The 19,225-nt window shown below is 66.6% G+C and carries 16 protein-coding genes; 14 read left to right on the forward strand and 2 right to left on the reverse strand.

Annotation, left to right across the window (positions count from 1 at the left end; genetic code table 11):
* Positions 1-253 precede the first annotated feature (253 nt).
* From ACZ5IQ_RS00575 to ACZ5IQ_RS00635, 13 genes are all read left to right on the forward strand, one after another.
* Entirely contained in the window at positions 254-1,057 is an 804-nt protein-coding gene (locus ACZ5IQ_RS00575; RefSeq protein WP_020103356.1) for an MlaE family ABC transporter permease, read from the forward strand.
* 4 nt (positions 1,058-1,061) lie between these two features.
* Positions 1,062-1,931, forward strand: coding sequence for an MlaE family ABC transporter permease (locus tag ACZ5IQ_RS00580; RefSeq protein WP_133425772.1), 870 nt, complete (start codon positions 1,062-1,064; stop codon positions 1,929-1,931).
* A 4-nt stretch (positions 1,932-1,935) separates the two neighbouring features.
* The gene (locus ACZ5IQ_RS00585; protein WP_212807896.1) at positions 1,936-3,216 is read left to right on the forward strand and encodes an MCE family protein; all 1,281 of its coding nucleotides are present in this window, start codon (positions 1,936-1,938) and stop codon (positions 3,214-3,216) included.
* The gene (locus ACZ5IQ_RS00590) at positions 3,213-4,244 is read left to right on the forward strand and encodes a virulence factor Mce family protein (protein ID WP_133425774.1); all 1,032 of its coding nucleotides are present in this window, start codon (positions 3,213-3,215) and stop codon (positions 4,242-4,244) included. Before ACZ5IQ_RS00585 ends, ACZ5IQ_RS00590 begins: the two co-directional genes overlap by 4 nt.
* Positions 4,241-5,806 (forward strand): MCE family protein, encoded by a 1,566-nt coding sequence (locus ACZ5IQ_RS00595; protein ID WP_464480637.1) that lies wholly within the window; start codon positions 4,241-4,243, stop codon positions 5,804-5,806. Before ACZ5IQ_RS00590 ends, ACZ5IQ_RS00595 begins: the two co-directional genes overlap by 4 nt.
* A 10-nt stretch (positions 5,807-5,816) precedes the next feature.
* Positions 5,817-7,433: a virulence factor Mce family protein gene (locus ACZ5IQ_RS00600; RefSeq protein WP_464480638.1), complete on the forward strand. Its 1,617-nt coding sequence runs from the start codon at positions 5,817-5,819 to the stop codon at positions 7,431-7,433.
* Positions 7,433-8,620 carry a virulence factor Mce family protein gene (locus ACZ5IQ_RS00605; protein ID WP_464481519.1) on the forward strand — a complete coding sequence of 396 codons (1,188 nt, stop codon included), beginning with the start codon at positions 7,433-7,435 and terminating at the stop codon, positions 8,618-8,620. The genes ACZ5IQ_RS00600 and ACZ5IQ_RS00605 overlap by 1 nt, the downstream gene beginning before the upstream one ends.
* A 3-nt stretch (positions 8,621-8,623) precedes the next feature.
* Positions 8,624-10,183, forward strand: a complete 1,560-nt coding sequence (locus ACZ5IQ_RS00610; protein WP_464480639.1) for a virulence factor Mce family protein — start codon at positions 8,624-8,626, stop codon at positions 10,181-10,183.
* Positions 10,153-10,824: a hypothetical protein gene (locus ACZ5IQ_RS00615; RefSeq protein ID WP_464480640.1), complete on the forward strand. Its 672-nt coding sequence runs from the start codon at positions 10,153-10,155 to the stop codon at positions 10,822-10,824. Before ACZ5IQ_RS00610 ends, ACZ5IQ_RS00615 begins: the two co-directional genes overlap by 31 nt.
* Positions 10,821-11,792, forward strand: coding sequence for an RDD family protein (locus ACZ5IQ_RS00620; RefSeq protein WP_464480641.1), 972 nt, complete (start codon positions 10,821-10,823; stop codon positions 11,790-11,792). Before ACZ5IQ_RS00615 ends, ACZ5IQ_RS00620 begins: the two co-directional genes overlap by 4 nt.
* A complete protein-coding gene (locus tag ACZ5IQ_RS00625) occupies positions 11,792-12,355 on the forward strand; it encodes a mammalian cell entry protein (RefSeq protein ID WP_464480642.1) in 564 nt (187 codons plus the stop codon). The genes ACZ5IQ_RS00620 and ACZ5IQ_RS00625 overlap by 1 nt, the downstream gene beginning before the upstream one ends.
* Positions 12,322-13,185: a mammalian cell entry protein gene (locus ACZ5IQ_RS00630; protein WP_464480643.1), complete on the forward strand. Its 864-nt coding sequence runs from the start codon at positions 12,322-12,324 to the stop codon at positions 13,183-13,185. The genes ACZ5IQ_RS00625 and ACZ5IQ_RS00630 overlap by 34 nt, the downstream gene beginning before the upstream one ends.
* A 497-nt stretch (positions 13,186-13,682) precedes the next feature.
* Positions 13,683-16,322 (forward strand): alpha/beta hydrolase family protein, encoded by a 2,640-nt coding sequence (locus ACZ5IQ_RS00635; protein WP_464480644.1) that lies wholly within the window; start codon positions 13,683-13,685, stop codon positions 16,320-16,322.
* 354 nt (positions 16,323-16,676) lie between these two features.
* On the opposite strand, the gene ACZ5IQ_RS00640 is transcribed toward ACZ5IQ_RS00635, so the two are convergent.
* A complete protein-coding gene (locus ACZ5IQ_RS00640; RefSeq protein WP_464480645.1) occupies positions 16,677-17,783 on the reverse strand; it encodes a phosphodiester glycosidase family protein in 1,107 nt (368 codons plus the stop codon).
* Between the two features lie 170 nt (positions 17,784-17,953).
* Positions 17,954-18,712 carry a pirin family protein gene (locus ACZ5IQ_RS00645; RefSeq protein ID WP_464480646.1) on the reverse strand — a complete coding sequence of 253 codons (759 nt, stop codon included), beginning with the start codon at positions 18,710-18,712 and terminating at the stop codon, positions 17,954-17,956.
* Positions 18,713-18,779: 67 nt separating this feature from the next.
* On the opposite strand from ACZ5IQ_RS00645, the gene ACZ5IQ_RS00650 reads away from it, so the two are divergent.
* Positions 18,780-19,223 carry a MarR family winged helix-turn-helix transcriptional regulator gene (locus tag ACZ5IQ_RS00650; protein ID WP_464480647.1) on the forward strand — a complete coding sequence of 148 codons (444 nt, stop codon included), beginning with the start codon at positions 18,780-18,782 and terminating at the stop codon, positions 19,221-19,223.
* Positions 19,224-19,225: the final 2 nt, after the last annotated feature.

Genomic DNA, 19,225 nt, shown 5'->3' on the forward strand with positions numbered 1-19,225 from the left:
GTGACGTCGCGCTGAGAAATTCGACCACCTGAGTGGAGGGCGGATGGGCCCATGTCGCGTTTGCTGAAACTGAACGCAATTATCCCTCAGTTGGGTCACGAGGTACGCGGTGTATCGGGTACAGTCCTGTGGTCCGTCTTACTACTCGGGAGTAGCGAGACGGAAATCACTCAGTTTGTGCTAGTGGCTAAGGAGGGGACGTGCCACGCGTGACGCCGCGGAACGGCCGCTTTCCGGAAGGGAAGGCTGGTCTGTGACAGCCTCGGACAACTCCCTGGTCGGGTATCTCAAGGACCAGCTCGACAAGCCATTCACAAAAGTGGGTGGCTTCGTCAAGATGTGCATCCTCACCTTCAAGGCGCTGGTCTCGCGGCCATTCCAGTGGAAGGAGTTCATCCTTCAGTGCTGGTTCCTGATCCGGGTGGCGTTCCTGCCCACCCTGGCCGTCTCGATCCCGCTGACGGTGCTGATCATCTTCACACTGAACATCCTGCTCGGTGAATTCGGTGCGGCCGACGTGTCCGGCGCCGGCGCCGCCCTCGGTGCCGTCACCCAGCTGGGACCGCTGGTGACGGTGCTCGTGGTGGCCGGTGCCGGATCGACGGCCATCTGCGCCGACCTCGGCGCCCGGACCGTCCGCGAAGAGATCGACGCCATGGAGGTGCTCGGCATCGATCCGATCGAGCGCCTGGTCGTGCCCCGCGTGGTTGCCTCCACGTTCGTGGCCTTCATGCTCAACGGCGCGGTGATCATCATCGGTCTGGTCGGTGGCTACTTCTTCGGTGTGTACATCCAGAACGTCAACGCCGGCGCCTACGTCTCGACGCTGACGCTGCTGACGGGGTTCCCCGAGGTCGTGATCTCGGTGCTCAAGGCCACCGTCTTCGGCCTGATCGCCGGCCTGGTCGGCTGCTACCGCGGGCTCACCGTGGCGGGCGGCTCGAAGGGTGTGGGTACCGCGGTGAACGAAACACTGGTGCTCTGCGTCATCGCCCTGTTCGCGGTCAATGTCGTGCTCACCACCATCGGTATCAAGTTCGGAACGCAGGCCGGGTAGCGACATGAGCACATCGACAGTTCTGCAGGGCCGATTCCCGCGGCTCTTCTCCCGCGTCAGGGAATTCGGCGGCGCCCCGGGCCGCCTGCTCGCCAGCCTCGGCCACGTCGGCGTCTTCGTCGTGACGGCCGTCGGGCACATTCCGCACGCGCTGCGCTTCTACCGCAAAGAGGTCTTACGGCTGATCGCCGAGGTCGGCATGGGCACCGGCGCCATGGCCGTCATCGGCGGCACCGTCGCCATCATCGGCTTCGTCACCCTGGCGGCGGGCTCACTGATCGCCATTCAGGGTTTCGCCTCACTGGGCAACATCGGTGTCGCGGCGTTCACCGGCTTCTTCGCCGCACTCGCCAACATCCGCGTCGTCGCACCGGTCGTCACCGGTACGGCGCTGGCCGCGACCGTCGGCGCCGGCGCCACCGCCGAGCTGGGCGCCATGCGCATCAGTGAAGAGGTCGACGCCCTCGAGGTCATGGGCGTCAAGTCCCTGTCCTTCCTGGTGTCGACCCGCCTGATCGCCGGCATGGTCGTCATCATCCCGCTGTACGCGCTGGCCATCCTGCTGTCGTTCCTGTCGGCGCAGCTGGTCACCACGCTCTTCTACGGCCAGTCGGTCGGTACGTACGAGCACTACTTCCACACGTTCCTGCGGGTCGACGACGTCATGTGGTCGTTCCTCGAGGTCATCATCATGTCGATGGTGGTGCTGCTCAACCACGCGTACTTCGGTTACTACGCCAGCGGCGGTGCGGTCGGCGTGGGCGAGGCCGTGGGCCGCTCGATGCGTACGTCGCTGATCTCGAATGTCGTTGTCGTCCTGCTCTTCTCGTTGGCGCTGTACGGCACCGACCCGAACTTCAACCTGACGGTGTGACGCGATGACGAACCCACAGCCGAAGCCGCCCGTCGCCGAGGGGCAGGTCCACGCGCCGCTCAACACCGACCGCACGCCGCCGTACAAGGTCGTCGGCGTCATCCTTGCGGTGGTCTCCGCCCTCGTCCTGGTGGTGGTCTGGTTCCAGTTCCGCGGTTACTTCGACACCAAGGCCAAGCTGTATGTGGTGTCGCCCCGGTCCGGCCTGTCGATGGACCCGGGCTCGAAGGTCACCTACAACGGGGTCCCCATCGGCCGCGTGAAGGAGATCAACGTCGTCGGCAAGGAAGACGACACGAAGGCCCGTCTGCAGCTCGATGTCGACCCGAAGTACCTCGAACTGCTGCCCAAGAACGTCAACACCAAGCTGTTGGCCACCACGGTCTTCGGTAGCAAGTACGTCTCGTTCACCTCGCCGACCGATCCGGAGCACGCGCGGCTCAAGAGCGGCGACACCATCGACGTCTCCAAGTGCTCGCCCCCGACACCGGCCACGGCCTGCGTCACCACCGAGCTCAACACCCTGTTCGAGACGATCACGGCGATCTCCGAGCAGGTCGACCCGATCAAGCTGAACGCCACCCTGACCGCCGCCGCGCAGGCGCTGGACGGGCTCGGTGACAAGTTCGGGCAGTCGCTCGTCAACGGCAACGTCATCCTGGCCGACCTGAACCAGCGCATGCCGACCATCCGGCACGACACCAAGGCCCTCGCCGACCTGTCCGAGGTGTACTCGAAGGCCTCGCCGGATCTGTGGGACGGCCTGAAGAACGCGGTGACCACCGAGCGCACGCTGAACGACCAGCGCGGCACCATCGACCAGGCCCTCATGTCGGCCGTCGGCCTCGGCAACACCGGTGGTGACATCCTCGAGCGCGGCGGCCCCTACCTGGTCCGCGGCGCCGAGGACCTGCTGCCAACCTCGCGGGTGCTCGACAAGTACGCCCCTGAGCTCGACTGCCTGTTCCGCGGATTCGCCGCCGGTGCGCCGGCCGCGGCCAAGGGCCTCGGTGGCAACGGCTACTCGCTGGTGACCCACACCGAGCTCGTCGGTGCGGCCAACCAGTACGTGTACCCGGACAACCTCCCACGGATCAACGCCTCCGGCGGTCCGATGGGACGCCCGGGCTGCTGGACGGTCACCAAGGACATCCTCCCGATGCCCTACATGGTGATGGATACCGGCGCATCGATCGCGCCGTACAACCACTTCGGTCTCGGATCGCCGTTCGCATCGGAGTACGTCTGGGGTCGTCAAGACGGGGAGAACACGATCAACCCATGAGCATCAAGGGCACGGCGATCAAACTCGCCATCTTCTCCGCGGTCCTGCTGGCCTTCACGGCAGGCATCTTCATCGTCTTCGGTCAGTTCCGGTTCAGCCGGACCAACGAGTTCTCGGCGATCTTCACCAACAGCAGCGGTCTGAAGGCCGACCAGTTCGTGCGCGCCAACGGCGTCGAGGTCGGCAAGGTCACCGACGTCGAACTGATCGACGGTGGCAGCAGGTCGCGGGTGCATTTCACCGTCGACAAGTCCCTGTCGCTCTACCAGGGGACCACGGCCCACATCCGTTACCTCGATCTGATCGGCAACCGGTTCCTGGACCTGCGCCGCGGCGACAGCAACCAGGTGCTGCCCCCGGGCGGCACCATCCCGGTCGACCGCACGGAGCCGGCCCTGGACCTGGATGCCCTGGTGGGTGGCTTCCGGCCGCTGTTCCGGTCGCTGGATCCGCAGAAGGTCAACACCATCGCCTCGTCGCTCGTCACGATCTTCCAGGGCGAGGGCGGCACCATCAACAACATCCTCGATCAAACGGCGTCGTTCTCCTCGACCATCGGCGAGCAGGACCAGGCCATCGGTGAGGTGATCAAGAACCTCAACACGGTGCTCGACACCACGGTCAAGCACCAGAAGCAGTTCGACGACACCATCAAGAACTTCGAGTCCCTGGTCACCGGGCTGAAGCAGCGCTCCGATCCGATCGCGGACTCGGTGGCGAACATCAGCAACGCGGCCGGCTCGCTCGCCGACCTGCTGGGCGACAACCGCGAGCTGCTGCACAGCACCCTCGGCTACCTCGAGACCACGCAGCAGTCGCTGGTCGACCAGAAGGAACAGCTCAACGACACATTGCAGAAGGTGCCCCAGGCACTGAAAATCCTGGGTCGTTCCGGTGGTGTCTACGGCGACTTCTTCAACTTCTACGTCTGCGACATCGAGTTGAAGATGAACGGTCTGCAGCCGGGTGGCCCCGTGCGCACAGTCAAGCTCACCAACCAGCCGTCGGGAAGGTGCACGCCGAAGTGAGGTCCATAGAAGGGTCCGATCGGGTCCGCAGAGGCATGATGGGTCTGGCGGCCGTCGTGCTCGTCACGGCCGTGGGTGCGTCGGTCACCCAGGTGCCGATGCTGTTTGCTGCGCCGACGTACTACGGCCAGTTCAGCGATTCCGGTGGCCTGATGGTCGGCGACTACGTCCGCATCGACGGTGTCAACGTCGGCACGGTCAAGAGCATGGACATCGATCGCGACAAGGTGATCATCGGCTTCGACATCGGTACCAACACGATCGGCACGGACAGCCGCGCGCTGATCAAGACCGAGACCATCCTGGGCCGCAAAGCCATCGAGATCGAGGCCAAGGGCACCCACAAACTGCCGCCGCGCGGCACGTTGCCGCTGGGCCAGACCTCGACGCCCTACCAGATCTACGACGCCATTTTCGACGTCACCCGGGCCTCGCAGGGCTGGGACACCAAGGTCGTCAAGGAGTCGCTCAACGTCCTGTCCGAGACGGTCGATCAGACGTCGCCGCACCTGACCGCCGCGCTGGAGGGCGTGCAGAAGCTGTCCGAGACCATCGGCAAGCGCGACGAGCAGGTCCGCTCGCTGCTCGGCAACGCCAACAAGATCGCCACGATCCTCGGCGACCGCAGTGGTCAGGTGAATGCGCTGCTGGTCAATGCCCAGGCGCTGCTGCACTCGCTGAACCAGCGCGGCGAGGCCATCAGCCTGCTGCTGGAGCGCGTCTCGCGGGTGTCGCACCAGCTGAAGGCGACCATCGACGAGAACCCGAACATCAACCACGTCCTGGAACAGCTCCGGACCATCGGCGACATCCTGGTCGCCCGTAAGCAGGATCTGGCCGACACCCTGGTGTCCGCCGGCAAGTTCGTGGCCTCGCTGTCGGAGGCCATCGCCTCTGGCCCGTACTTCAAGGTCATGGTCGAGAACATCCTGCCGCCGCAGCTGATGCAGCCGTTCGTGGACGCCGCGTTCAAGAAGCGTGGCCTGAACCCCGAAGACTTCTGGCGCAGCGCCGGTCTGCCGGAGGCGCAGTGGCCGGATCCCAACGGCAAGCGCTTCGCCAACGGTGCGCCGCCGCCGGCCCCGCCGAAGCTCGAAGGCACACCGGAGCACCCCGGCCCGGCGGTGCCTCCCGGCTCGCCGTGCTCGTACACCCCGGGAGCGGGTGCCGATCCGTCGCCGGCCGATCCGCTGCCGTGCTCGCACCTCAGCGTCGGTCCGTTCGGTGGCCCGGCCTACGGTCCGCCGGATGTCATCCCGTCGGCGCCGAACCCGGCCGGGGTTCCCACCGGACCTGGTGTGCCGTCGGCCGCCTTCCCGGGACAACCGGCTGAGAACGTGCCCGGTACGCCGGTGCCGTTGCCGCCGGCACCCGTCGGTGCCCGGACGGTTCCGCTCACGCCGCAGCCCGGTGACAGCGACATCGCGCCTGGATTCGCTCCGATCCCCGGGCCGCTGATCGCGCCGCCGGCGCCGCCGGGACCGGGTCCCAGCGCCGGTCCGGCCGGTACCGCGCCGTTGCCGGGTAACCCGCCGTTCCTCCCGCCAGGGTCGCAAGGATAGGGCCGCCACGATGTCGACTGTTTTCAACATCCGGAACATCAAGAAACCGAACCTGTCCAAGGGGACGGTCATCGGTGGTGCGCTCGCGCTTGTGGCGATCGTGCTCCTCGGTTTCTTCGGTCTGCAGCTGTACCGCAAGATCACCACCACGACGATCACCGCGTACTTCCCCGAGGTCCTCGCGCTGTATCCGGGCGACAAGGTGCTGATCATGGGCGTCGAGGTCGGTGCCATCGACACCATCGAGGCGCACGGCGACCAGATGAAGGTCGTCATGCACTACTCGAATCACTTCAAGGTGCCGCAGAACGCGTCGGCGTCGGTGCTGAACCCGAGCCTCGTCGCGTCCCGTGTGATCCAGCTGTCGCCGCCCTACACTGGCGGGCCGACGATGGCCGAGGGTGCCGTGATCCCGAAGGAACGCACCCAGATCCCGATCGAGTACGACGAGCTGCGCAACCAGTTGACGCGCATCCTCGCCGAGCTGGGTCCGACCAAGGAGCAGCCGAAGGGCCCGTTCGGCGACATCATCGAGTCGTTCGCGGACGGCTTCGAGGGCAAGGGCGCCCAGTTCAACAAGACCCTCAAGGGTCTGTCGGATGCGGTGAACACCCTGAACACGGGTCGCGGTGACTTCTTCCAGGTGATCAAGAGCCTGGCGGTGTTCGTCGACGCGCTGCACAAGAGTGACCAGCAGTTCGTCTCGCTGAACAACGACCTGGCGTCGTTCACGAACAAGTTCACCAACACCGACCAGGAGTTGGCGTCGGCGCTCAAGGATTTGAACCAGGTCATGGCGACGACCCGGAGCTTCCTGGACAAGAACGGCAGCGTCCTGGCCCACGACATCAACAACGTGTCCGAGGCGACGACGGCCATTCTGCAGCCGGAGCCGCGGGACGGCCTGGAACGTGCGTTGCACGCCTACCCGAACTTCCTGGCCAACCTCGAGAACATCTACTCGCCGGCGACCGGCGGTCTGATCGCCTCCGGTGTGCTGCCGGGCGTGACCAACTCGAACCCGTTGCAGTTCATCTGCAGCTCGATCCAGGCCGGTAGCCGGTTGGGTTACCAGGATTCTGCGGAGCTGTGCGCGCAGTACCTGGCCCCGGTGATGGACGCCATCAAGTTCAACTATCTGCCGTTCGGTATCAACATGGCGACCACCGCCATGACGCTGCCGAAGTTGGTCACGTACTCGGAGCCGCGCCTGCAGCCCCCGGGCGGATACAAGGACACGACCGTGCCGGGCGTGTTCTCGCCCGACACTCCGTGGTCGCACGGCCAGCACGAGCCGGGCTGGATCACCGCTCCCGGTATGCAGGGCCTGAACGTCGGCCAGTCGACCAAGGACCTGCTGACCCCGGAATCGCTGAGCGAGCTCATGGGTGGGCCGGACATCATTCCGCCGACCGGTGGGGTCAACATGTCGGGACCGCCGAACGCCTACAACGAGAGCAGCCCGCTGCCGCCGCCGTGGTACCCGCAGCCGGGACCGGTCTCGCCGCCGCGACCGGGTAACGATCCGAGCCCGATGAGTGCCATGGCACCTGGGCCCGCCCCAGGACCGGCTCCGGCGCCCGCGCCGGCCGGACCCGCACTTCCTGCCGAAGTTGGAGGCCAATGATGACCGGGTCCATGGGGCCGAAGTCACCCTCGGCATCGCGGCATCGCGGTGGGTGGGCGCGTAACGCCCGCCGGGTCGGCGTGTTGTCGGCGGCGGCGCTGATCCTCAGCTCCTGCGGCTGGCGGGGTATCGCCAACGTGCCGTTGCCCGGTGGTCCGGGCACGGTGGACGGCCACTCGACGATCTACGTCCAGATGCCGGAAACGTTGGGCCTCAACGCCAACAGCCGGGTCCGGGTGGCCGACGTGTTCGTCGGCCGGGTGCGTGCGATCGAGCTGAAGAACTGGGTGCCTACCCTCACGGTGGATTTGAACCCCGGTATCAACCTGCCACGCAACGTGCAGGCCAAGATCGGACAGACCAGCCTGCTGGGTGCCCAGCACCTCGAGCTGGACCCGCCGGCCGATCCGTCGTCCCAACCGCTGCGCAACGGCGACACCATCGAGTTGAAGAACTCGTCGGCGTACCCGACCATCGAGCGGACGTTGGCCGGTATCTCCGGAATCCTCAACGGCGGCGGTGTGCCGAACGTCGAGAAGATCCAGTCCGAGGTCTACAACATCCTCAACGGGCGCGCGGATCAGATCAAAGAGTTCCTGCACCGGTTGGACACCTTCACCGACGAGATCAATCAGCAGCGCGAGGACATCACGCGGGCCATTCGCTCCAGTGACACGTTGCTGAAGGTCGTCGCGGATCGCAACGACACCCTTGATCGGGTGCTGACCGAGACGCCGCCGCTGATCGAGCACTTCAACAAGACCCAGGACCTGTTCTCGAACGCCGTGCTGGCGCTGGGCCGGTTGTCGAAGGCTGCGGACACGACGCTGTCGAACAGCAACGCGAACCTGCACACCAACCTCGCAACGCTGCAGCGAGCGCTCAAGCAGATCGCGAAGACGTCGCCGAACCTCGTGCCGGCCATGAAGCTGCTGTTCACGCTGCCGTTCCCGATCGACAACATCCCGAAGGTCATCCGCGGCGACTACATGAACCTCTCGCTGCACCTCGACCTGACGTTGAGTGCCATCGACAACGGCATCCTGACCGGCACCGGCCTGTCCGGTATGGCGCGCGCCCTCGAGCAGTCGTGGGGCCGCGATCCGGCGACGATGATCCCGGATGTCAGGTTCACCCCGAACCCGGCCAACGCGCCCGGCGGTCCGCGAATTGAAAGGGGGGAGTGACCGATGCTCACCCGGTTTCTGAAGATTCAGCTGATCATCTTCAGCATCGTGACCGTCGCGGCGCTGGTCGGGCTGTCCCTGGTGTACCTCAAGCTGCCGACCTACCTCGGCGTGGGCATGCACCGGTTGTACGCCGAACTGCCCAACTCGGGCGGTCTGTACAAGACCGCGAACGTCACCTACCTGGGCAACCAGGTCGGCAAGGTGCTGTCCGTCGAGCCGACGGCCCGCGGCGCGCGCGTGACCATGGACGTCAACAACGATGTGAACATCCCGGACAACGTCACGGCGAACGTGCACTCGGTGTCCGCCGTCGGTGAGCAGTTCATCGACCTGGTGCCGCCGGAGAAACCGTCGACGAAGTACCTCGCGGCCGGTCAGACCATCACCAAGGGCTCCGTCCCCAAGGAAGTCGGTCCGGCTCTCGATGCGACGCAGAACGCGCTCGCTTCGCTGCCGAAGGAGAAGATCGGCGCGCTGCTGGACTACACCGCGGAGGCGGTCGGTGGGCTCGGCCCGTCGCTGCAGCACCTCGTCGACGGCACCCAGGCGCTGGCGGGCGACTTCAAGGAGAACCTCGGTTCGGTCGACGACATCGTCCAGAACTCGGGCCCGATCATCGACAGCCAGGTCAAGTCCGGCGATGCCATCTCGCGGTGGGCCCGGAACCTGAACGTGCTGGCTGGGCAGTCGGCCCAGCAGGACGCGGCGCTGCGCGGCGCCATCCAGCAGGGTGCGCCGACGGCGGACCAGCTCAACGCGGTGTTCGGCGAGGTCCGTGACGCGTTGCCGCAGTCGCTGGCCAACGTCGAGATCGTCCTGGACATGCTGAAGCGGTACAACAAGGGCCTCGAGCAGGTGCTCGTGGTGCTGCCGATGGCCGGCCCCATCGTCGACTCGCTGACGGCGGTCTACGAGAAGGAACTGCCCATCAACCTGGCACTGGGCATCAACCAGCCGCCGCCCTGCCTCACCGGCTTCCTGCCGGCGTCGAAGTGGCGGTCCCCGGCGGACACGTCGACCGCACCGCTGGAGTCGGGTCTGTACTGCAAGATCCCGAAGGACGCCCAGAACACGGTCCGCGGTTCCCGCAACCTGCCCTGTGTGGACAACCCGGCGAAGCGCGCGGCGAGCCCCATGGAGTGCCGCGACAACAAGCCGTACGAGCCGCTGGGTACCAACCCGTGGTACGGCACGCCGGACCAGATCGTGAACTGCCCGGCTCCCGCCGCGCGCTGTGATCAGCCGGTCGACCCGGGCAAGGTGATCCCGGCGCCGTCGATCAACAACGGGATGAACCCGCTGCCGGCCAACATGCTGCCGCCCCCGGAGCGGGCGTCGGCGCCGTCCAGTGACCCGGTCAGTGCACCGGGGCAGGGCACGGTGGAGTGCAGCGGGCAGCAACCCAACAAGTGCCTCTACACTCCGGCAGCAGGACCAGAGGCCACCTACAACCCGCAGAGCGGTCAGGTGGTCGGACCGAATGGTGTGAAGTATTCGGTCAGTAACTCGAGCAACCCAGGAGACGACGGATGGAAGGAGATGCTGGCACCAGCCAGCTGAACCCCACCGATGAGCAGGACGTCACGTCGCAGGACGTGGTGACGACAGAGCCGTCTGCCGAGGAATCGATCGAGGCGCACGCGAGGAGCAGTTCGGGATTGGTGCCGGGCGAAACCGGCGAATCAGAGGGCGCGCAGCGCCCCGCCCGCATCGGGCGGGGCATCGCCCTGACGGTGTGCGTGGCGCTCGTGGCGCTGGCCGCCGCGGTCGGTGCGGGCGGCTGGTTCGCGCTCAAGTCGCATCGGGAGAGTCAGGCGCTCGCGGCGAACGAGACGGCCGCCATCGCGGCGGCCAAGGACTGCGTCACGGCCACCCAGGCTCCCGACACGACGGCGATGATCGCCGCGCAGACGAAGATCATCGAGTGCGCCACCGGCGCGTACCAGACGCAGGCGTCGTTCATGAGTGGCATCACGCTCGAGGCGTACAAGGCCGCCAACGTGCAGGTGCAGATCTCGCAGATGCGGGCGGCCGTCGAGAAGCACAACGACGACGGATCCATCGACGTCCTGGTGGCGGTGCGCGTGAAGATCAACAACAGCGCCGAGAAGGACAAGGAAGTCGGCTACCGGATGCGCGCGCAGATGGCACCGGTGGACGGAAAGTTCAAGGTGGCCAAGCTCGACCAGGTCACCTCGTGACGGTTGGTCAGGAGACGACGAGCGCCGAAGCAGTCAGCACGGGGTCCGAGTCCGAAGCGGCACCGGTGTTGGCCTCGTGGCCGGCGCGGGCCGGCGCTTTCGCGCTCGACGTGCTGCTGGGCCTGGCGATCATCACCGTGATGGCACTGCTGGGCTACGCCGCCCGGGCCGACTGGACGCTGTGGGTGTACGCCGCCCTGGCGACGCTGGCCGCGGCCGCGATCCTGGTGAACCGGTGGCTACTGCCGTCGATCACCGGGTGGAGCGTGGGCCGGTCGCTGTTCGCCATCCGGGTGGAGCGGGTCCCCGCCGGCGTTCCCGCCGGCATGGGCCGGCTGGTCCTGCGTGACCTCGCGCATCTGCTGGACACCGTCGCGGTGTTGCTGGGCTGGCTGTGGCCGCTGTGGGACCCGCGGCACCGCACCTTCGCAGATCTGTTGCTGCACACCGAAGTTCGCGTTGTCCCGGCTCCCGAGCGGGATCCGGGCCGCCGGGCCGGGCAGGTGCTGGTGGCGGGCGCCCTGGTCTGTCTGGCGGCGGTGGGGCTGAGCTACGGCGTGCAGTTCCGGCATGACCGCGCGGTCGACGAGGCGCGGCACCAGATTTCCGAGCAGGGCCCCAAGATCGTCGAGCACGTCCTGAGCTACGGCATCGACACGTATCAGAACGACTTCAAGACCGCGCAGGCGCTGGTGACCGACGGCTACCGCGACCAGCTGATCAAGCAGCAGCAGGCGGTGAGCAAGAAGCCGACGACCAACCAGTACTACGCGGTGAGCAGCGCGATCCTCAGTGCCGGCACAGATCAGGCGACCATGCTGCTCGCGCTGCAGGGGCAGCGCGGCGTCGACGCCAACACCCTGCGGTTCATCACCGCCACGGTGCGGGTCGACTTCGTGAAGTCATCTGACGGCAAGTGGCAGTTGTCGAATCTGACGGTGCTCAAGAGCCCGCGGGGAGGACGCTGATGAGCCCGCGCCGCAAGATCGATGCTGCCGAGCGCTTCGTCGCCGGTGACTACTTCAAGGCTGTTGCGGCGGCGCCCCGGCGCGTGACGCTGATCGTGATTGCCTGTGTCACAGCGGTTTTGGTGCTCTCCGCCATCGGCGCCAGCACTTATCTGCTGGTTCAGCACGAGAAGGACGTGGCGAGCCAGGCCAAGTCGGCGGCGGTGCTGGGCTACGTCAAAGAGTTCATGAGGGGCTTCACCGCGGTCGACCCGTTCCACGCCAATGCGTACGTCGAGAAGATCGCGGGCCAGTCCACCGGTGATTTCGCCAAGCAGTTCAAGGACAAGCACGACCAGATCCTGATGCAGGTGGCGCGCGCGCAACCGGCGGAGGGGACCGTCGAGGACGCGGGCGTACAACGGTGGAACGACGACGGCAGCGCGGACGTGCTGATCGCGATGAAGCTGACGACGACGACGCCGGACGGCAACGCGACCGTGGAAAGTGGCTCGCGTTGGGTGGTAACGGCTACGCAGGAAGGGCAGCAGTGGAAGATCAGCCGCATGAATCCGGTGATGTGACCCCCGGGGAGTCTGTGGCCGATGCTCCGGCCGGCGCCCCGCAGGGCAAGGCCGCCCGGCGCAGGCACCGGCTGCCCCGGCAGAAGCCCGTCGACGCCGCGCCGGCTGAAGAGCCCGTTGATGAGGCTGCTGACGCTTCGGCCGATGAGGCCGTTGGCGCTTCGACCAACGAGGCTGCTGACGCTTCGGCCGACGAGGCGGCCATAGCCGAGCCGGAAGATGCTGCCGCTCAGGAAGATTCGGACAGTGAAGCGGTTGACGAGGTAGCCGAGGAGAAGTCCGAGGCGGCGCCCGTGGTGCTGGTGCCCCATCGTCCTGCCGGTCGCAAGCTGTTGATCGCGGGTGTGGTGGCGGCGGCCCTGTTTGTCGGTGCGTCGGCGTTCGCGGGTGCCGCGGTGCAGCCGTATCTGGCGGATCGCGCCCTGGTCCAGAACAAGTTCGAGGTCGCCAAGACCGCCGCCGCGGCGGTGACCACGCTGTGGTCGTACTCGCCCAATGACATGGACAAGCTGGCGGACCGGTCGCAGCAGTATCTGGCCGGCGGCTTCGCCGAGGAGTACCGCAAGTTCGTCGATTCGATCGTCGCCAGCAACAAGCAGGCTCAGGTCACCAACCAGACCAAGGTGATGGGCACAGCGGTGGAAAGTATCAGTGCAAATGAGGCCACCGCGATCGTCTACACCAACTCCGTCGCGACCAGTCCACTGACCAAGGGCATCCCCTCGCTGCGGTACCTGTCGTATCGGCTGACCCTGAAGCGTTCCGGCGCTGATTGGAAGGTCAGTCAGATGAGTGCCCTGACCAAATTGGATCTCACTCCGCAGCTGTAGCGGCAAGCCTCGTTTGGCGGGTTTGCCTGAATTGACGTGTGCTACCTGTCAGCACACTGTGAATCGCCTGACGTGGGTTGCGGCCAAGGGTGGCAGTGGCCTGGCTGGATCCGCCAGCTATGGCGTGAATCACGTCTGGACCTGCGGTGGGTGCGTATCACAGTGACCGCCGGCGTCAATATTTGCGGAGATTCCGCCAGGGTCCAAGCCCGGTCGGCGCGCCCTTCAGCAAACAATTTTCGCATTATGAAAATTAGCTGGCTTCACGGCGTCGGCTGCGTGGAGTGAGCTCTGTTCACCCGGTTGCCAGATTTGGGAAAGCGGCAGGTCAAAGTGCGTGTTGGAGCTGCGATGCATTAATGTTACCGTCCGGTTGATAACCGATTGTGGCGGCTGAGGGGACGGGGCAAATGGCTGTTACGCATCTGGCTGGGCGGGTTCAAGCAAAGCGGGCGGCATTGCTGGGTGCGACTGTCGCAACAGCTACCGCAATGACCGTGACGGCCTCCGTGCCGAACGCGCCGGCGCCGCGGGTGGTGCCGGCGTCGCATTCGGCCGTCAACCTGTCGGCGTTCACCACGCCGTTCCCGAAGCCGGGCGTGCTGCCCGACATCACCTTCGGCGTCGGCAACGCCGCGTACAACCTGGCCCAGGGCGGCGTCGAGGCGCTGCTGCCGCCGCTGGTCCAGGCACTGAGCGCCGCCGGCGGTCTCAGCGGCCTCAATCTCAGCAACCTCATCAACCAGCTGCCGAAGAATCTGCTCAGCCAGATCCTCGATGCGCTGCCGATCAAGCTGACGCCGCTGCTGAACGCGGCGCTGGGCCCGCTCCTCACCGGTGCCTTGGTCCCGCTGCTCAGTGCGCTGGGCATCATGGACGCCCAGGGCAACGTGACGCTCAGCGGCCTGCTGGACGTCCTGGGCATCCGCCTGGACAACATCCTCGACCTGAGCAACCTGGACATCCCCGGCGTCAACATCGTCACCGCCGGACCGGTGTTCACGCTGCTGAAGATCGCCGGCCTGGACCTGGGCTGGACCCCGGGCACCGCCAACGCGATCGCCAACGCCATCAACAACACCGACTACCTCGACGTCGGCGCCATGGGCCTGATCAACGAGGTGCTGGACCGGGCCACGAAGCTCGGCGGCCTGGGCCCGCTGATCGGCGCCCTGCAGGTGGTGATCAACACCGTCGGTGACGCCATCGGCCTGGACAAGCTGGACCTGATCGATGTCCGGGTACCGCTGTCCGTCGGCTTCGGTCTCGGCGCGTTCTCCATGGGCCAGGCGTATTCGAAGGTCGTCGCGGATCTGGCGAACCAGCCGGGCGGCGCCAATCATGCGGGCCCGGTCCTCGGCAGCCTGACCGTCCTGCCGATGATCCTGCTGAACAACCTGGGCCGCGCCAACGGCGGTCTGCTGGCGCGCTTCTACCCGATCGGCGACCTGCTGGGCATCAACCTGATCACCCCGGATGTGCACGCCATGAACAGCGGTGGCATCCCGCTGCTGAACACCGGCTTGGGCATCGGCGGCGCCAACCTGCTGCCCATCAAGGTCGACGCCACCCTCGAATACCAGCCGTTCTCGGACCTGGCCGCGTGGCCCAACCCGTTCAGCCTGGCCAACAACCTGGTCGCGGGCACGCTACCGACCTATCTGCTGCGCGGCATCTCGACCGCGACGCTGACCAGCCAGCTCACCAGCCAGCTGGGCGACCTCACCGGTGGCCTGCTGAGCGGAAACCCGTTGGCCGTCAACATCTATCTGACGATCCCGACCAACACGCTGCCGTTGATGGAACCGATGTACCTCACCGGTGACGTGCTGAACATGGTCAGCTTCGGCACACTGGGCAGCCCCATCTACAAGTTGGCCAACGCCCTCGCGCCGGCCATGACCAGCCTGGTGAACCTGGGCTACACCGACGTGGTGCGCAACCCGGACGGCACCTACAGTCGCACGCTGAACGACCCCGGCACGCCGACGCCGTTCTTCTCGTTCCCGAACGTCAACTGGCAGAAGGTGCCGGCGGACATCATGAACTCGCTGGTGGCCGGCTTCAAGAAGGAATTCTTCAGCGCCAACCCGACCGATGCGCCGGACAACGCTGTCGAAGCGTTGATCAAGCTGATCACCGGCGGCAAGCTGGGCGGATTCAACCCGTTGGGTGGCCTGGCGGGCACGGTGCAGAACCTCCTCAACGGAGTGCTGGGCACGCTGGGCGGCCTCACGCAGGGCGCGACGGTCAACTCGCTGGCGGCGAAGGAAGGCGTCGTCAGCGCGACGGCCGCGACGGACATCCCGTCGACCACTCCGAAGTTGGCGCCGCTGTCGGCCAGCCTCACCGGCCTCACCGGTTCGAAGAAGGACGGCAAGCAGGCCACCGACCAGACGGCCGGCGAGAAGGACAAGACGGCCGAGGACAAGACCGGTACCACGCCGGCCGCCGAAGATCCCAAGACCGACCCGAAGGCCGAGCCCAAGGCGGAGGACACCAAGACCGACCCGAAGGTCGATCCGAAGACCGAGACCAAGACCGATCCGAAGACCGACACCAAGACGGGCACCGAGGAGTCCTCGGGCAAGCACGCCGCGCCGGAGGGCACCCCGTCCACGCCGGACAGCGGCCAGAAGCCCAAGCACGCCGCCGACGACGCGGGCAGCACGCCGACCGCGGGCAAGGACAAGAAGGACAAGAAGGCCGACAAGCCTGCGAAGTCCGACAAGGACACCAGGCGACCAAGGCCGGCACGGACAAGTCCGAGAAGGTCACCAAGGACGCCCCGAAGACCAAGAAGCAGAAGAAGGACGGCGCGGCGAAGTCAACTGCCGCGACCGGCGGGGGCTCAGCCGCCCACTGACACCCGGCAACGAGAACGCCCGACGTGCCTTCACGTCGGGCGTTCTTGTGTCATCGGCCGCGTGCGGTGGCCGATCGCTGTTGTCGCGCAGTCAATGTGGTCCGGCGTCCCCTCCGCACGTCGGGTCTCGTGCAGGTCTGACGAGCAGCGTGCTGCCGACGCACTACGGTGCCGCCCGTCCGACGGTCGCCACCGTGAGTGCGTCGGTTACTCCGAATCCGGTTCCGCTGCAGTTCAACTCGGCCGGTGTCGGCGCCCGGTTGGCGAATGATGGTCAGCAGTCGGCGGGCGGTGACGACCACGCCCACGAGCAGCCGCCCCAGGAGCCACAGGCACAGGCCGAGACAGACGCCGATGCCGAGCCCGAGGAAGAAAAGCCCGAGTCCGATGCGAAGGCCGATCTTCAGGCCGATCCGCAGGCACGCGGGGAAGCGTTCGATCTCGAGGCCGGTGACGCGAGGTCGGTGTTGGCGCCGGATGGCGAGGAGCGCGAGCCGCAGCAGGGCGCGGACGGAGACCGGGCGGGTGGGCCCGACGTCGAGAAGGAGCCGAAAAACGTTGGTGCCAAGGCTGATCCCGGTGCCGACAGTGGCACCGGTGGAGGAGCGGCCCGACGCCTGACGCCTCAAGCGAAGCCGAGCCAGCCTGGGAGTGCGCGTTCCCTGGAGTCGCACAGCACTGCCGGGGTGTCGCAGGAACCGCGTGGCGTTCCGGATCCGGCCCAGCGGCCGCCGGTGTCGCGGCGCAGCACGATGGCGGAGGAGCCACCGCCGTCCAGCAGGATGGCGGTGTCACTGCCGAGTCCGCGGAACAGGTCCTGGATCTGGTCGGGGGTGTGGCTGCCGCCCTGGAAGATGTACATCTCGTCGCGGCTTCGCACATAGGCGAGCGCGGTGCGGGCGGCGCTGGGGCCGCCGTCGTTCAGCTGTCCGGTATCGCCGGGTGCCAGTAGGCCGATGCCGCTGACCGCGACGAACCGGGCGCCCTGATTAACCAGGTTGTTGATCGGGCCAGTCGCGGCGTTGAAATCGCTTGTGCTGCTTGGGGTGATCATGTACGGCGCGCCGTCGGACGGGATGACCATGGTGCTCAGCGCTGTCCACACCTCGTTGCCGCCGGACAGGCCCTGCTTGCCCGCGTAGGGGATGGTTCCGGTGACCGCGGCGTTGGCGCGGCCCTGGCCGCGCGTGTTGTCGACGTAGGCGCCGAGCGGCGAGCTGCAACCCGTCGACGTCCACGAGCCGCCCTGCTGGCCGCGGATGTCGAAGAAGTTGGCGTTGACCGCGATGGTGGGCCGGCCCAGCGCCTGCCACGCCTCCAGCGGGGTGAAGACCTCGGAGGCCTGCAACAGACCTTCGGCGGTACGGGCGCGGGGATCGCGCTCGCAGCGGGACTGGATGCCGCGGTGGGAGTCGACGAGCAAGCGGGGATTCATGCGCTGCGACGCTGCCTTGATGACGAGCAGGTGCCCGCCATTGCCCGACTCGTACCAGTTGCCCGCGGCGTTGAGCATCGGCGCGGGGTGGTCACCGCCGAAGTTGTAGACCAGGAAGCTGCCGCGGTAGTTGGTGATGGCGTTGACCAGTAGCGAGCGCCCGTCGGCGGCGTGGGATGCCGGCACGCCGATGGTACTGACCAGGCCCGCGCACAGCGTCAGAAGCGTTGTGCGCCTGAGGGTTTTCCGCACGCGACGAACGGTGTCGCGTCGGGTAACCGGCCCGAGAAACGACATTGTGGCCCTTCCTCCGGTCCGATACAACGACCTTCAGCGTAGCCACAGCAAACACTCTGTCAACTTTGGTCACGTCTACATCACGGCGCGGTGACGGAGGAATCACCTTGGCGGACAGAGTAATTGGCCCCGCCGCCGACCGGAGTCGGGGCGGGGCCGTCGGCGCAGGGTTACGAGCCGAGCAGATCGGCGTGCATTTCCCACACCAGGATCTCGGCCGGCGTGGTGGCGGTGACGCGCTGCCCACCCGAGGCCGTCAGCCGCACGGCGTCGCCTTCCTGCAGTGGCCCGGCACCCTCGAGGGCCACCTCGCCGCGGGCCACGAACAGGTGCAGGTACTTTGCCGTCGGCAGTTCGACGCTGTCGCCGGGCTCGAGGCGGGCGCCGTGCAGCGCCGCATTGCGCTGGCCGATGGTGATGGCGGTGTCATTGGAGTGCTCGGGCCTGCCCGAGGCGATGGTGACCAGCTTGCCGCGCAACAGCTCGTCGTCGATTTCGAGCTGCTGGTAGCCGGGCGTCTTGCCGGACTCGTCGGGTACCACCCACATCTGCACGAAATGCACGGGCTCGCTGTGTGATTCGGCCCCGGTCAGGCGCCAAGAATCGTTCTTCTCCGAATGCAGGATGCCGCGTCCGGCCGACATCCGTTGCGCCAGTCCGGGGTAGATGACGCCCGAGTTGCCGGTCGAGTCCTGGTGTACGAGCGATCCGCGCAGCACCCAGGTGACGATCTCCATGTCACGGTGCGGATGGGTCTCGAATCCCGAGCCCGGTGCGACGCGGTCGTCGTTGTTCACCAGGAGCAGGCCGTGGTGGGTGTTGGCCGGGTCGTAGTGACCGCCGAACGAGAACGAGTGCTTGGAGTCCAGCCACGAGATGCGGGTGGTGTCGCGGTCGGCCGCGCGACGGATGTCGATTGTTTCGGCCATGTCGTCCCCTGTCGTTGTCGGTGAGCTTAGGTGTCGCTACTGGACGGCACAACATAAATGATGTGTCATGTATTCCGTGTGGCTGACCGATGATCAACAGGACCTCTGGCGCGCGTACCTGGCAATGAGCGGGCGCTTGCAGGCCGCACTCAACCGGCAACTGCAGCGCGATCACGGGTTGTCGCTGGCGGACTACGACGTCCTGGTGGCGCTCAGCGAGCTGCCCGATTGCCGGATGGGTGCGCTCGGTGCCCATCTGGGCTGGGAGCAGAGCCGGGTGTCCCACCAATTGGCGCGCATGCGAACCCGCGGTCTGATCGAGCGATCCGGGGCAGCCGACGACCGGCGCGCCGCCGTCGTCACCCTCACCACAGGAGGGCGGGATGCGCTCGAGGCCGCCGCTCCCGGGCACGCCGAGTTGGTGCGCGCGACGGTGTTCGACGGCATGAGCCGAGCGCAGGCGGACGCGTTGCGGCGGTGGACCGCGACGGTGCTCGAGCGATTGGACTGACG

This window comes from Mycobacterium toneyamaense, from assembly GCF_055384815.1.